The organism is Natronomonas salina (genome assembly GCF_013391105.1).
Lineage (GTDB): Archaea > Halobacteriota > Halobacteria > Halobacteriales > Haloarculaceae > Natronomonas > Natronomonas salina.
Genome location: NZ_CP058335.1, coordinates 1,421,337 through 1,435,210 on the forward strand (window position 1 = coordinate 1,421,337; position 13,874 = coordinate 1,435,210).

General features: G+C 69.6%; 12 protein-coding genes. 5 read left to right on the forward strand and 7 right to left on the reverse strand.

Features of this window, described 5'->3' with window-relative positions:
* Nucleotides 1-187: 187 nt before the first annotated feature.
* Both eif1A and HWV07_RS07605 read left to right on the forward strand, forming a co-directional pair.
* On the forward strand, nucleotides 188-481 hold the full coding sequence (gene eif1A / locus HWV07_RS07600; RefSeq protein WP_178333720.1) for a translation initiation factor eIF-1A: 294 nt from the start codon (nucleotides 188-190) through the stop codon (nucleotides 479-481).
* Nucleotides 482-551: 70 nt separating this feature from the next.
* Nucleotides 552-899: a hypothetical protein gene (locus HWV07_RS07605; RefSeq protein WP_178333721.1), complete on the forward strand. Its 348-nt coding sequence runs from the start codon at nucleotides 552-554 to the stop codon at nucleotides 897-899.
* A 69-nt stretch (nucleotides 900-968) separates the two neighbouring features.
* Here HWV07_RS07605 and HWV07_RS07610 read toward each other — a convergent pair whose 3' ends face one another.
* The gene (locus HWV07_RS07610) at nucleotides 969-1,799 is read right to left on the reverse strand and encodes a TrmB family transcriptional regulator (RefSeq protein ID WP_178333722.1); all 831 of its coding nucleotides are present in this window, start codon (nucleotides 1,797-1,799) and stop codon (nucleotides 969-971) included.
* Nucleotides 1,800-2,149: 350 nt separating this feature from the next.
* Nucleotides 2,150-2,785 carry a DedA family protein gene (locus HWV07_RS07615; RefSeq protein ID WP_178333723.1) on the reverse strand — a complete coding sequence of 212 codons (636 nt, stop codon included), beginning with the start codon at nucleotides 2,783-2,785 and terminating at the stop codon, nucleotides 2,150-2,152.
* A 99-nt stretch (nucleotides 2,786-2,884) separates the two neighbouring features.
* On the opposite strand from HWV07_RS07615, the gene hemB reads away from it, so the two are divergent.
* The 3 genes from hemB (at nucleotide 2,885) to HWV07_RS07630 (ending at nucleotide 6,465) form a co-directional block, all read left to right on the forward strand.
* On the forward strand, nucleotides 2,885-3,865 hold the full coding sequence (hemB, locus tag HWV07_RS07620; protein ID WP_178333724.1) for a porphobilinogen synthase: 981 nt from the start codon (nucleotides 2,885-2,887) through the stop codon (nucleotides 3,863-3,865).
* 415 nt (nucleotides 3,866-4,280) lie between these two features.
* The gene (locus HWV07_RS07625) at nucleotides 4,281-6,017 is read left to right on the forward strand and encodes an ammonium transporter (protein ID WP_178333725.1); all 1,737 of its coding nucleotides are present in this window, start codon (nucleotides 4,281-4,283) and stop codon (nucleotides 6,015-6,017) included.
* A gap of 1 nt (nucleotide 6,018) precedes the next feature.
* Nucleotides 6,019-6,465 (forward strand): Lrp/AsnC family transcriptional regulator, encoded by a 447-nt coding sequence (locus tag HWV07_RS07630; protein ID WP_178333726.1) that lies wholly within the window; start codon nucleotides 6,019-6,021, stop codon nucleotides 6,463-6,465.
* Nucleotides 6,466-6,893: 428 nt separating this feature from the next.
* Here HWV07_RS07630 and HWV07_RS07635 read toward each other — a convergent pair whose 3' ends face one another.
* The 5 genes from HWV07_RS07635 to nasA all read right to left on the reverse strand — a co-directional run bounded on the left by HWV07_RS07635 (nucleotide 6,894) and on the right by nasA (nucleotide 13,385).
* The gene (locus tag HWV07_RS07635) at nucleotides 6,894-7,193 is read right to left on the reverse strand and encodes a HalOD1 output domain-containing protein (RefSeq protein WP_178333727.1); all 300 of its coding nucleotides are present in this window, start codon (nucleotides 7,191-7,193) and stop codon (nucleotides 6,894-6,896) included.
* A 258-nt stretch (nucleotides 7,194-7,451) separates the two neighbouring features.
* The gene (locus HWV07_RS07640) at nucleotides 7,452-9,206 is read right to left on the reverse strand and encodes a nitrite/sulfite reductase (RefSeq protein ID WP_178333728.1); all 1,755 of its coding nucleotides are present in this window, start codon (nucleotides 9,204-9,206) and stop codon (nucleotides 7,452-7,454) included.
* Between the two features lie 237 nt (nucleotides 9,207-9,443).
* Nucleotides 9,444-10,034, reverse strand: a complete 591-nt coding sequence (gene mobA, locus HWV07_RS07645) for a molybdenum cofactor guanylyltransferase (RefSeq protein WP_178333729.1) — start codon at nucleotides 10,032-10,034, stop codon at nucleotides 9,444-9,446.
* The gene (locus tag HWV07_RS07650) at nucleotides 10,027-11,328 is read right to left on the reverse strand and encodes an MFS transporter (protein WP_178336015.1); all 1,302 of its coding nucleotides are present in this window, start codon (nucleotides 11,326-11,328) and stop codon (nucleotides 10,027-10,029) included. Before HWV07_RS07650 ends, mobA begins: the two co-directional genes overlap by 8 nt.
* A gap of 5 nt (nucleotides 11,329-11,333) precedes the next feature.
* Nucleotides 11,334-13,385 carry an assimilatory nitrate reductase NasA gene (nasA, locus tag HWV07_RS07655; protein WP_178336016.1) on the reverse strand — a complete coding sequence of 684 codons (2,052 nt, stop codon included), beginning with the start codon at nucleotides 13,383-13,385 and terminating at the stop codon, nucleotides 11,334-11,336.
* Nucleotides 13,386-13,874: the final 489 nt, after the last annotated feature.

A 13,874-nucleotide genomic window follows, 5' to 3' on the forward strand; every position in this document is an offset into this window, starting at 1 on the left:
ACGCTATATTAATGGGCCGCGCTTGGCAGGCCGCGGGGTTATGCTGTCGAACCGGCGGCCGGCGTTCGCGGGCAAATGTTGGCGCTACTTCGTCGATTCCTCCGGCGTGGCGCGCTCGGGCGCGGTCGGTTCGGGCCGCCTCCCGTCTGAATAAAGGGTTAAAGGGTTCGCTGTCCAAGCGACCGATATGAGCGACAACGAGGGACGCAAGAACCTCCGAATGCCCGAGGACGACGAGGTGTTCGCCGTCGTCACGAACATGCTCGGGGCCAACAGGGTCAAGGTACGGTGCATGGACGGCCAGGAGCGGACCGCCCGCATCCCCGGTCGGATGCAGAAGCGGATCTGGATCCGCGAGGACGACGTGGTGCTGGTGGAGCCGTGGGACTGGCAGGACGAGAAGGGCGACGTCACCTGGCGCTACGACAAGCAGGAGGCCGACCAGCTCCGCGAAGAGGGCCACATCCAGGACAGCGTCTGAACGCGTCTCCGCCGGTTTCGAGCGTCGAACGACCGAACCTGTTTTGCCGCGTGCGTCTCTAGGACCGAGTGTGAACGCGGTCGACGAGTGGGAGGCGGCCCTCGAGGAGTCCGGCGAGCTCACGAGCGACGCCGTCGACCGCATCATCGCCACCCACGGCGACCGCGGCGTGAAGGCCATCGAGGCCGTCGGGGAGGAGCGGGTCAAGCAGTACCGCGACTTCACGGTCGTCGTCGGCCACTCCGAGGAGCACGTCGTCGAGGACGACGGCTGCGAGTGCGACGACGCCCACTACAACCTCGACCCGGAGGACCCCACGGAGCTGTGCTGGCACGTCGTCGCCGCGAAGGTCGCCCGGCACATCGACGCCGTCGACCACCACGACATGTGGTACTCGGAGGTCCGGGAGTTCCTGTAGCGGGTTCCGAGCGGAGGAGGAGGACGCGACGAGCAGTCGCGGCTGCGACGGATGTTCGGTCGTTCCTGGCTACAGGGAGAGGCCGGGGTCTGCCGACGACCCCAGGCCGGTCGCCATCAGGCGGCGCGCGACGACCACGAGACCGTTGGTGAAGCCCGTTCCGAAGATGGCCTTCTCGTCGGCGGGGGCGCCGCTGGCCGTCTCGTGGAGCGTGCTGACCAGGATGGCCCGCCGGTCGACCAGCAACAATCGACTGATCACGGTGTCGTCGCCCGTGTCGTCCATGGACTCGTTGAGCCACTCCAGCCCGGTGACGAACGTCTCCGCGTCCGGCAGGTCCGTCTGGACCCGCTCTCGGATCTCCTCGGTCAGCGTCCCGACGATGACGTCGACGCCGTCGTTCTGTCCGTCCTCCAGGGCGTCGAGGAGTTCCTCGGTGAGCACGCCCGGGTGGCCGACGACGATGACGACCTCCTCTTCGGCGTCGTCGAGCAGCTCCAGCGTGCGGGTCCCGATGGCCGTCTCGCCGGAGAGCGACCAGACCTCGTGGGAGACGTCGGCGCCGTCCTCCGAAGTGGCGGGTTCGAGACCCCGGAGTTCCTGGAGGAGGTCGTCGGTCCGGTCGGCGAAGTCCTCCCGGAGCGTCGTGGCCGCCTCTTCGACGGAGACCGCGCGGAACTGCTTGGGGCTGGCGTGCTGGACCTCGACCAGCCCCTTCGCCTCAAGGACGCGGATGGCGTCGTAGATCCTCGTCCGCGGGACCTCGGAGATCTCGCTTATCTGTTTCGCGGTGCCGCTCGGGAGCCGGCAGAGCGCGACGAAGCACCGCGCCTCGTACTCCTTGAGCCCGAGCTGCTGGAGCAATTCTATCGACTGTTCCCGTTTCGTGCGATCTGACATGGTCCCAACCATCAACCGGCGGCCCCGGCTTCTTGGTAGGTTGTCGGGCCACACACAAGTGCGTTCCTGTCGCCGTGGGCGGCCGATTCGAGGCGATCACGGGGCACCGTCGTCCGGTTCGACCCTGTTACTCAAATTATCACAGTAAAGTTATACGGGCTGACCCCGAATACACGAGCGGCGCCCGGCGGCCTGTGGTCCCAACCATCAGCACGACCGGGCGTCGAGCTGTCCTTGGACAGCTCTTTTGTGAACGCGGCTCCGCGGCCCGCCGCCGACGTAGCCGACTGTCTGTTACCCCGAGAGCGACACCGACGTCGACCGGACCGGCCGATTCGCTGTGACCACGCTCAGAGGACGCCGAAGCGGACGTCCAGCAGGAGCGCGAACCCGGCGAGCCACGACTGGAAGATCACACTGCCGAGCGCCGACAGCGCCACGAACGTCCGGTCGTCCATGTCGGCCAGCCCGGCGGGGACCGTGAGCATCCCGCGGGTGAACAGCAGCGAGTTCGAGACCGGGACGGCCAGCGGCCCCCAGCGGTCGAACCAGCCGTCGAAGCGCTCCAGTTGGTCCCGCGAGACGCGGAACCACGACTGCTCGAGCAGGTACTCGCGGCCGGCCCGCTTCGCGACCGTGAACAGCGCGTACTGCCCCACCGTGGCGCCGAGGACCGCGACGCCGATGACCGTCGCGATGCCGACGTAATCGCCGGCGCCGCCCGTCAGCAGCGCGATACCCGCGGGGACGAGCGCCTCGCTCGGCGCGAAGTACAGCAGCATCGCGCCCTCGAGGACGAGGATGCAGAACAGCGCCGCGAGGCCGTAGCGGTCCAGCAGCCGGGCGGCGTACTCCGAGTCCGCGAACAGGAAGAGGTAGATTCCGACGGCGGCGCAGGCGAGCGTGACCCCGCCCGCGAGATAGACTGCGTAGCGCTCGAAGAACCGCCCGAGCCGCTCCGTTCCGGTCGGGGTACCATGGGCCATGCGTGCCCGTGTTCCGCCCACCGGCGTTATAGGCGTTTCCGTCGCCGAGGGGGTCCGCCGGAGCGACGCGCCTTTGACCCGCCGGCTCCGAGGGCCGGTATGGACCCGACAGCCCGTCCACGGCGGCTCCGGTCGGACGGCGTTCGCTCGCTGGTCGGCGAGACGGACCTCCGCGCCTCCGACCTCGTTGCGCCCGTCTTCGTCGACGCGACGGCCGACGAGCGCGTGCCCATCGAGTCGATGCCCGGCCACGAGCGCGTGCCCGTCTCCAAGAGCGTCGCTCGCGTCCGCGAGGTGCTGGAGACCGGCGTCGAGGCGGTCATCGTCTTCGGCATCCCCGAGGAGAAGGACGCCGAAGGCTCCCGCGCGTGGGCGGAGGAGGGCGTCGTCCAGCGGGCCGTCCGCCGGATCACCGACCGCACGGACGCCTACGTCATCACCGACGTCTGCCTCTGTGAGTACACCGAGCACGGCCACTGCGGGATCCTCGAGGACGGCGCCCGCGAGGACGCCCGGCTGACGGTCGACAACGACGAGACACTCGAACTGCTCCAGCGCATCGCCGTCTCCCACGCGGAGGCCGGCGCCGACATGGTCGCCCCCTCCAGCATGACCGACGGGATGGTCGGCGCCATCCGGGAAGCCCTGGACGCGGCCGGCTACGAGAACCTCCCGATCATGAGCTACGCGGCGAAGTACGAGTCGGCCTTCTACGGGCCGTTCAGGGACGCCGCCGACGGCGCGCCGGCCTTCAGCGACCGCCGCCACTACCAGATGGACCCCGGGAACCGCCGGGAGGCGATCCGGGAGGTCCGACTCGACGTCGAAGAGGGCGCCGACGTGCTGATGGTCAAGCCGGCGCTGCCGTACCTCGACGTCGTCTCCGACGTCCGCCGGGAGTTCGATCACCCCGTGGCCGCCTACAACGTCAGCGGCGAGTACGCCATGCTCCACGCCGCCGCCGACCGGGGGTGGCTCTCGCTGGAGGCCGTCGCCCGCGAGTCGCTGCTCTCCATCAAGCGCGCCGGCGCGGACCTGATCGTGACGTACTTCGCCGAGGACGTCGCCCGGGAGCTGTAAGCGGGCGGTCCCTGCGCTGTCGAATTCTGCTGGTCTTGCACGTCCGCCCAGAGCATCGAGTCCGGCCCGACCTCGAACCCTCGGCGCGCGCGCCGCGAGACGGGGGTGAGACGACCACCTGGCAAGTGTTGCACTCGACAGTCGTCCAATATTCGAGGAGATACCTGTCCGAATCCTCGACGATAGACCACCTTATACACATATTATTGTACCCGATAACCGACGGTCGTCCATTAGGACGCGAAAGAATATCCCATCTTCAACTGCAGGATTTATGTAGTGGTATTCCATGAGGTGCTCACGTGAGTTGGAAGACAAACATGGTGCAATACGCAGAAAACATGGACGAATTTACACACGATTGCAGGAGTAGTATCGGAGTCGGACGTTCCGCGGTCGCGAACGGGGTGGTAGCATGATCGAGGCGACGCCGCTGCAGGCCGCGGACCTGGGGACGCTCGCCGAGGGGGTCAACTGGTTGTGGATCCTCGTGGTGACGTTCCTCATCTTCTTCATGCACGCGGGCTTCGCGATGCTGGAGGCCGGACAGGTCCGCGCGAAGAACGTCGCCAACCAGCTGACGAAGAACATGCTGACCTGGTCGGTCGGCGTCGTCACGTTCTTCCTGCTCGGCGCGGGGATCTCCGGGCTGGTCGGCGTCCTGACCGGACCGGAGACCGGAGCCGGCGCGCTGTCGCAGTTCGGCGCCGGTAACTTCGGCTGGATCGACTGGCTGTACGGCGCCGTCTTCGCGATGACGATGGCGACCATCGTCTCCGGGGCCGTCGCCGGCCGCGCGAAGCTCCGCGCGTACGTGACCTACACGTTCCTCGTCGCGGCGGTCATCTACCCGGTCGTCACCGGGCTGACGTGGGCCGGTGGCTTCGTCGCCGAACTCGGCTTCCACGACTTCGCGGGCGGCATGATCGTCCACGGCGTCGGGGGCATCGCCGGCCTGACGGCCGCCTACGTCCTCGGCCCGCGCATCGGCCGGTTCAACGAGGACGGCTCGGCGAACGTCATCCCCGGTCACTCGATGACCTTCGCCGTCCTCGGGACGCTCGTGCTCTGCTTCGGCTGGTACGGGTTCAACGTCGGGACGGCCGTCCCGGTGTTCGCGGTCAACGAGGCCGGCGAGTTCGTCGGCCTCGGCGGCGGCTGGGAGGTCGTCGGACGCGTCGGACTGAACACGACCCTCGGCATGGCGATGGGCGCCGTCGGCGCCGGACTCGTCGCCCTCGCCCGCACGGGCAAGGTCGACACGCTGTACGTCGCCAACGGCATGCTCGCCGGGCTCGTCGGCGTGACCGGCACCGCCGACGTCATCACCCCGATGGGCGGCATCGGCCTCGGCTTCCTCGCCGGCGCCCAGCTGCCCGTCGTCTTCGAGTTCGTCGAGAAGCGCCTGAAGATCGACGACGTCTGCGCGGTGTTCCCGGTCCACGGGAGCGCCGGGGTCCTGGGCGTCGTCCTCTACCCGCTGTGGTCGACGAGCGGGACCGCCATCGGCGCCGGGCTCGTCCCGGAGGGCATCCTCAGCATCGAGGCGTCGATGTTCGTCCCGCAGATCGCCGGCGCGGCGATCATCACGCTGTGGACGGTGCTCGCGACCCTCGTCGTCTGGGGGCTGTTCAAGGCCGTCGGTCAGGCCCGCGTCACCCCCGACCACGAGCGCGAGGGCCTCGACATCTCCGAGCACGGCACCGACACCTACCCCGAGTTCGGTGCCGGCGACTCGGTCGCCACCGACGGCGGGTTCACCGAGCGGAACGGCATCGTCCGCCCCGACGGCGGCCAGCCGAACGACGGCGGCATCAAGATGGTCATGGCGTTCGTCCGCCCGGACAAGCTCTCCGACATCAAGGAGGGCCTCGCCGAGGTCGGCGCCCCGTCGCTGACGGTCACCAACGTCTCCGGCCGCGGCAGCCAGCCCGCCAAGAAGGGCCAGTGGCGCGGCGAGGAGTACAGCGTCGACCTCCACCAGAAGGTGAAGATCGAGTGCGTCGTCGCCGACATCCCGGCCGCGGACGTCGCGGAGGCCATCCGCGACTCCGGGAAGACGGGCGAGCCGGGCGACGGCAAGGTGTTCGTCATCCCGGTCGAACAGGCCTACCAGATCCGCACCGGCGAGGTCGGCACCAGCGCGGTGTGACGTGACCGAGTCGCTCGACAGGCAGATCGTCGCGGCGCTCTGTCGGGACGGCCGCACCGACGTCCGGTCGCTCGCCGAGGGGACCGACGCGGTCGCGACGACGGTTCAGAAACACCTGCGGGCGCTCGAATCCGACGGCGTCATCGAGGGCTACGCCGCCCGGCTGGACTACGGCCGGCTCGGCTACGAGACGGCCGTCGTCGAACTGGCCGTCGAACTCGAGGCGGTCGACGACGTGGTGACGCGGCTCGGCGACCGACGCGAGTTCGTCACCGTCTACCAGACGACAGGCGAGTTCACCGTCTTCGCCGTCGGCAAGTTCGAATCCGAGGCGGCCGTCGCCGACTGCCTGCGCGATCTGCACGACGACCCCGACGTCGACTCGGTGCGGCTGAACGCGGTCTCGTCGGTCGTCCGCGAGGGCGGCTCGCCCCTCCTGGGCGACTGACCACGCGTGCGGCCGTGGGGACGCGCGTGGGGATGCACGCCAGGCCGCTTCGAACGCGGCCACTTCTTTTCTCGCGACGAAGTGAGACCATAGCAACTACGGTACCTACGCGATGCTGCGGTGGGGCTCCGGAGACGTACTCGTCCGAGCCGAATATCGGGACATTCCACGACCGTTATAGCGAGCCTCGAGATCGCCACACGAGCGGTGCAGTCGCGTGGGATGAATGCGAAACGTCGTCAGTATACGACGCCCCTGTCGGCGCTCACGTACCGTTCTGGCGGCGTTCGCACGGTCTCTCAGGAGACGGGAGACGGGATGGTAGCCAGTGAGCTTCCGGTCGGTCGCCGTCGGTGCGCCGTGGCTTCGCCCTCCGTCGGCCACGGCTGGTCCGTCGGAGTTCGCCGCAGAAGTTTCCGGTCCCCGGACTACCCGTCGACGTCCGCGACGGCGGAGCGACGGCCGTCGGCCGTCGCGGCCACGTCGGCCTTCGAGACCTCGATGCGCCGGTCGCCGCTGACGGCGACCTCGAAGTCCGCGTACTCGAAGACGACGCGTCGCCCCGGGAGCTCGCGCTCCGGCCCCACCTCGAAGAACCGGTCGAGCGCGTCCGGGTCGACCACGTCGCACAGCGTGGGCAGTTCGTCGGCGTCACACTCAGCTTCGGCAGCCACCGCCTCGACCACCGCGACCGTGGCGGATGACTCACCCCAACCGTACGTTCCCATGGGAGAGCCCTCAGGAGGGTTCCTCTTGAGTCCTTACCTTCGTTCGACGCCCGAACTTCTAGATAACTGGTAATTAATCGCTAGCCACCCCTCTGTAACAGTAATTAACCAGTTAATACCACCTGAAACGGTCGGCGCCCCGGAATCTGTCGCCGTGAAAAGTACAGGAAGGACCGACGAGGGAATGACTGTCGTCGTTACTCGTCGTCGCGATCGAACAGCTCCGGCGCGGCGTCGTAGGACGCCTCCGGATCGGCGTCAGTCATCGGTCGCCACCTCCCCCGCGCTCGGCGGCGACGACTCCTCCTGGGCGAAGGGGTACCAGGACTGCTTCCCGTCGGTGAGACAGGGGTCTTCGTAGCCCGCGACCTCTTCCGGTTCGGCCAGCTCGACGAGCGTCTCGTGGCCGGTGGCGTCGACCCACTCGCGGAACGTCTGGCCCTCCTCGCGGAGCGCGGCGTAGGCCTCGACGAGGTTCTTGATCAGCCCGGGTACCTCGTCGGCGGGTACCCGCTGGCGGACCCAGTCGATGAACGCGGGCTCCTCGCCGATGCCGCCACCGACGCCGACGTCTAGCGCCTCGACCATCTCGCCGTCCTTGCGGGCGCGCATGCCCTGCAGGCCGATGTCCGCGGTCATCGCCTGGCCGCAGTCGGCCGTACAGCCGGAGTAGTGCATCTTGATGCGGTCGACGTCGTCGGGCAGGTCGACCGCCTCGCCGAGCCACCGGAGCGTCCGCGCCATCCGGGCCTTGGTCTCGGTCAGTGCCAGCGAGCAGAACTCCGTCCCGGTGCAGGCCATCGCCCCCTGGACGAACGGGTTGGGCTCGGGCCTGTAGGTGTCGAGCAGCGGCTCGTTGAGCAGGTTCGAGAGGTTGCGGTCGGGGACGTCCATGATCAGGGGGTTCTGCCGGCGGGTCAGGCGCACCTCCCCCGAGCCGTAGGCGTCGGCGAGGTCGGCGAGCTCGACGACGTCCTCGGCCGGCATCCGCCCGACGGCCACCGAGAGCCCGACGTAGTTCCGGCCGTCCGTCTGGTCGTAGACGCCGACGTGGTCGTGGGCGCCCTGCTCGGCGGGCTTGCCGGCGTTGTAGGTGTACTCCCCGCGGAAGTCCGTGCCGGCCCGCTCCAGTTCGAACGGCAGGCGCTCGTCGAGGGCCTCGCGGATCTCGTCGGTGCCCCACTCGTCGACGAAGAACCGCGCGCGGTTCTTCGAGCGGTTCTCGCGGTTGCCCTCCTCGTGGTAGAGTTCGACGAACGCGCGGACGGTCTCCTTCGCCCGGTCGGGCCGGACGAACAGGTCGAGCGAGCGAGCGCGGCGTGGCTCGCGACCGCCGAGACCGCCGCCGACGCGCACGTTGAATCCCCTGACCGGCTCGCCGTCGACGAGCTTGCGGGCGGGCTCCAGGCCGATGTCGTTGATCGAGTCCTGGGCGCAGCCCTGCCTGCAGCCGGTGACGGAGATGTTGAACTTCCGGGGCATGTTGCAGAGGTCGTCGTCGCCGCGGATCTCCGCCTGGATCTCGTCGAGCAGTTCGCGGGTCTCGACGTACTCGTCGGCCTTACCGGCGACGGGACAGCCGGAGATGTTGCGCATCGTGTCGCCGCCGGCCGACCGCGAGGAGACGCCGGCCGACTCCAGTTTCTCCCATATCTCTGGGACGTCCTCCAGTTTCAGCCAGTGGAGCTGGATCGACTGCCGGGTCGTGAAGTCGACCCAGGCGTTCCCGAACTCGGGGTTCTCGACGGGGCCCTCCGCGTAGTCGCGGGCCACCTCGCCGATGGCACGCAACTGTCCGGGCTCGAGGACGCCGCCGCAGTTCGTCAGCCGCATCATGAAGTAGCTCTCCTGGCCGTCGCGGTGGTGGAACAGCCCCCAGAACTTGAACCGGGAGAACCACGCGGCCTTCTCGTCGTCCGGGATGGAGTCGAAGCCCCGCTCGGCGAACTCGAGGATCTTCTCGCGGACCTCGTCGCCGTAGCAGTCCTCCTTGTATCCTTCTTTCTTGTGCACTTTCAGTCACCTCCCACGCTGTCTGACTGTCCGTCTACCGATGCCGCGAATTCCTGTCCGAATGCGTCGTTCATCACGGTAGAGCATACCCTCTTTTCGGCCAAAACAGTGGCTGTTGACGAGTGTCCAGATACTCTCGCTCGATGCTTCCGACCGTGGCGTATTGGAGCGGATATGTAGAATATAAGTTGTATAAAACGGCGGCTTCCCGGTCGTTCGCTGAACGAACGTCCGCGGTCAGAGGGCCTCGAGGGCCGCCGCGACGTCCTCGGGGGTATTGCAGTTCGTCACCGCGCGGGCGTCGGCGTCCACGCGCGCGACGTCGAGGCGGGCGAGCGCGTCTGCGAGCCGTCGTGACCCGCAGGCCAGCGTCGTCTCGCAGGCCCGCCGCGCCGCGCCGACCCGGTAGGCCGCACCGAGCGGCGACGGGGGGCCGTCGGCGTCGACGACGGCCGCGTCGGCGGCCGGGAGCGACTGGAGCAGGGAGTCGGCCGTCGACCCGTCGAACAGCGGCATGTCGCACCCGACGACGACGGCGCGGTCGGCGGCGGCCACTCGAAATGCGGTCAGGAGCCCCGCCAGCGGGCCGCGGCCCGGGACCGGGTCGACCGCGAACCGCGGGGCGAGCCCCTCCAGGGCCGACGCGAGCGCGTCTCGCTGCTCGGCCCGGCAGCTGACGACAAGTTCGTCGCCGGGCAGGCCCTCGACGGCACGGCGGCACATCGGCTCGCCGTCGACGTCGGCCAGCGCCTTGTCACCCTCGGGGTACCGGCGGGAGCGGCCGCCGGCGAGCAGGACGACGGCCGTCGACGGGCGGCCCTCAGTCATCCGCGCTCACCACCTCGCCGTCGGAGAACGAGACGAGCCCGTCGACGTTGGCCCGCCGGGCGACCTCCGGCCGGTAGACGTAGGCGTTCAGCAGGACGATGGGGACGACGACGACCGCGACGAGCGCGTAGCTGGCGTGGATCTGCCCCCGGCTGGCGGTCCACGAGAAGACCAGCGGGAAGGCGACGCCGCCGACGGTGCCGAACCCGCCGACGATGCCCGCGGCCGCCCCGGAGCGGTCCGGGAACATCGCGGGGAGCTGCGCGAAGATGGCGCCGGAGGTGAACCCGCAGCCGAGGCCGACGAGCGCGACGGCGCCGACGGTCAGGCCGACGTTCCCGGTCCGGCCGGCCAGCGTCAGGCCGACGAGCGCGACGAGGAGGTAGCACATGCAGACGAACGTCCACTGCTCGCGGTACCGCCCCTCGAAGACGGGGAGGAGGGCGCGCTCGCTTCGGTCGAGGCGGTCGCTGACGTAGCCGCTGATCGGCCGCAGGCAGCCCGACGACAGCGAGAACGCCGCGGCGAAGGTGCTCGCCAGCACGAGGTCGGCGCCGAAGCCCGTCCGGAAGTACGTCGGCAGCCAGCTGTTCATCGAGATCTCCATCCCGAAGCTCAGCAGGTAGCCGAACGCCAGCGCGACCACGCCGTAGCGGGTGGCGGTGTGGGCCAGCCCCTCCAGGGTGGCACCGTCGGCGGCGGCCCGCGCTCGCTCCTCGGTGGCGGCGTCCTCGCCGAGGACGTAGTAGACGACGCCGAGCAGGGCCGCCGCGACGCCGACGTAGAAGAACGCCGCCCGCCAGCCGGCGTCGAACACCGGGCCGCGCCACCCGGTGCCGAAGACGCGCGGGAGGACGAGCGCCCCGGCGGCCGCCCCGGCGTTGCCGAGGCCCGCGTAGATGCCCTCGGCGGTGCCGAGCTGCTCCTCGGGGAACCACTGGGAGACGTGTTGGATGCCGACGACGAAGGTGACGCCGGCCGCGGCGACGACCAGCCGGAGCGCGAAGAACGTCCGGTAGGAGTCGGCGAACCCGCTGGCGGCGGAGGCGACGCCGACGCAGACGAGGGCGGCGGCGAACAGCCGGGTCGCGCCGTACCGGTCGGTGAGCCAGCCGGTGAGGACGCGGCCGAACGGGACGATCCAGACGGCGGCGCTGGCGAGGACGCCGAGTTCGGCCAGCGAGAGGTCGAAGGACTCGCCGATGGGACCGGTGAAGGGGGCGAAGGAGAACCACACGAGGAAGGAGAGGTTGAAGCTCGCGGTGGCCAGCGCCAGCGTCCGCCACTTCGTCATCCGAATCACGCCGGGACCTCCTCGCGGACGCGCTCCTCGACTTCGACCGGCTCCAGGCGGACCGCACACTGCTTGAAGTTCGGCTCGCCGGTCGGGTCCCGCTGTTTCGTCGTCAGCACGTTCGTCGCCGGGTGGTGGATCGGCAGCCAGGCGACGCCCTCCGGGACCGCCGCGTCGACCGCCAGCGTGGCGGTGATGGCGCCCCGGCGGGACTCGATCTCGACGGCCTCCCCGTCGCCGACGGGGGCGCTCTCCGGGTGGACGCGGACGGTCGCCGGGTCGGGGTCGGTCGACCGCGACCGGACGCCGGTGTTGTAGCCGTCGCCTTCCCGCGCCGTGGTCAGCGTCAGCGGGTACGACTCCGAGACGGGTTCGGCGACGCCCTCGAAAGTAGCCGCCGAGAACCGGGCGCGCCCCGACGGCGTCGGGAACGACCACCGCTCGTCACCGGTCGACGGGTCCGCGTCGGCGTCGTAGTACCGGTAGCCGGCGTGGCTCGAGGCGTCCGGCGCCGGCCACCGGACCGCGTGCTCCTCGTCGAGGCGCTCGTAGCTGATCCCCGAGCAGTCAGCGAGCGTCCCGCGGGTGAGCGCGGCGAACTCCTCGAACACCGCGGCGGGGGCCTTCGACGGGAAGAGGCCGGGCTCCAGGGCCTCGCCGACGGTCGCGATCAGGTCGAGGTCGGTCCGGACGCCCGACGGCGGGTCGGTCACCCGGCGGACCCGCGAGATGGTCCGCTCCATGTTCGTGGTCGTCCCCTCGCTCTCCCCCCAGGTCGCCGCCGGCAGGACGACGTCGGCGAGTTCGGTCGTCTCGGTGCTGAAGGCGTCCTGGACGACGAGGAACGCCTCGTCGAGGGCCTCGCGGACGGCGGTCGCGTCCGGCATCCCAGCCGCGGGGTTCGTCGCGACGGCGTAGATCGCCTCCACCTCGTCGCCAACCGAGTCGAGCATCCCGACCGGACCGGGACCGGGGTCGTCGGGCAGCCGGTCGACCGGGACGCCCCAGGCGCTGGCGACGTCCCGGCGGGCCGTCGGGTCGTCGAAGTCGCGGTGGCCCGGCCAGGTGCCCTTCGAGGAGCAGACGCGCGTGCCCATCGAGTTGGCCTGGCCGGTCAGCGAGAACGGGCCGCTCCCGGGCCCGAGGTTGCCCGAGGCGAGACAGAGGTCGACCAGCGCGCTCGCGGTGTCGGTCCCCTGGACGTGCTGGTTGACGCCCATGCCCCAGTACAGCAGCGTCGGCGCGTCGAGGGCCGAACAGAGCAGGTCGACGTCCGCGAGGTCGACGCCGGCCTCAGCCGCGGCGTCGGCGGCGTCCGGCAGGACCGCGAGCAGGTCGTCGAACCCCTCGGTGTGGGCGTCGACGAACGCGCGGTCGACGCCGTCGTCCGCCACTAGGCGCGCGAGGACCGCCCGGGCCAGCGCGAGGTCCGTCCCGGGGTCGGGCGCGACGTGATGGTCGGCGGCGCCGGCCGTCTTCGTCTCCACCGGGTCGACGACGATCAGTTCGCTGTCGTCGTCGCCGGCGGAGTCGTGGATCCACCGGAACATGACGGGATGGGCGACCGCGGGGTTGGCGCCCCACACGAGGTGGGTCTCCGCGTCGGGAACGTCGTCGTACGTCGGCGGCGGCGCGTCGCTGCCGAAGGCGTCGTAGTAGGCGGCGACGGCGCTGGCCATACAGAGCGTCGTGTTGGCGCCGTAGTTCCGGGTGCCGAGGGCGCCGCGGGCGAGCTTCCCGAGGGCGTAGGCGGCCTCGTTGGTCTGCTGGCCGCTGCCGAGGACGGCGACGGCGTCGGGGTCGTCCTCGGCGGCGCGCCGCAGCCCGTTGATGGCCTCGCCGAGCGCGACGTCCCACGTCGTCGGCACGAGCTCGTCGCCGCGGCGGACCATCGGCCGGGTGAGCCACTCGCCCTCGGGGTCGGTGCTCTCCCTGATGCCGCGGCCGCAGGCCAGCCCCTCGTTCGTCGGGTGGGCGGGGTCGCCGCGCGCGACGTCGACGCCGACGCCGATGTCGACGCCGCGGTGGACGTGCCCGCAGCCGACGGCACAGCGCATGCAGGTGGTGGGGACCGGGTCGCTCACGGCACACCCCCAGTGGTTGTAACGCTCGTCGAGTGTTTCGCCTCACAAATCGCACAGACGTATCGAAGTACCGCAGTAACCTCGTCGAATCGGATATCCATGAACGGTCGAGTAGACGAACCACCATAGCAAAACCGTAATCGTTGACGGACCTGTAGTTCTCGGCCCGACAACTGACGGCCCGGCCGGTTTCTAATGGTATATTACTTCTTTAATCACGTATTCTGCCGACGACCGGACGGACGTCTAACGGCGGTTGTCGGTGGGTGACGGGCAGAGGAACGAGATCGGGCCCCGGCAGGAGGGGCCCGCACGGAGGAACCGCTGGTGCCAGCCGTGGCGGCTCTTGGTGAGCAGTGCTGTACCGGAGACCGCGGTGACCCGCGGTACCAGACTGTCGGTGGCCGGGCATAAACACCGTGTCGAACACGGCAATAACTGTTCTAGCTGCGCGTATTGGCT

Bases quoted from the DNA above. Each gene is read 5' to 3' on its own strand.
- HWV07_RS07650 (WP_178336015.1), bottom strand. From the start codon at position 11,328: ATGACGAAGTGGCGGACGCTGGCGCTGGCCACCGCGAGCTTCAACCTC.
- HWV07_RS07625 (WP_178333725.1), top strand. From the start codon at position 4,281: ATGATCGAGGCGACGCCGCTGCAGGCCGCGGACCTGGGGACGCTCGCC.
- HWV07_RS07635 (WP_178333727.1), bottom strand. From the start codon at position 7,193: ATGGGAACGTACGGTTGGGGTGAGTCATCCGCCACGGTCGCGGTGGTC.
- mobA (WP_178333729.1), bottom strand. From the start codon at position 10,034: ATGACTGAGGGCCGCCCGTCGACGGCCGTCGTCCTGCTCGCCGGCGGC.
- HWV07_RS07610 (WP_178333722.1), bottom strand. From the start codon at position 1,799: ATGTCAGATCGCACGAAACGGGAACAGTCGATAGAATTGCTCCAGCAG.
- nasA (WP_178336016.1), bottom strand. From the start codon at position 13,385: ATGCGCTGTGCCGTCGGCTGCGGGCACGTCCACCGCGGCGTCGACATC.
- hemB (WP_178333724.1), top strand. From the start codon at position 2,885: ATGGACCCGACAGCCCGTCCACGGCGGCTCCGGTCGGACGGCGTTCGC.
- eif1A (WP_178333720.1), top strand. From the start codon at position 188: ATGAGCGACAACGAGGGACGCAAGAACCTCCGAATGCCCGAGGACGAC.
- HWV07_RS07615 (WP_178333723.1), bottom strand. From the start codon at position 2,785: ATGGCCCATGGTACCCCGACCGGAACGGAGCGGCTCGGGCGGTTCTTC.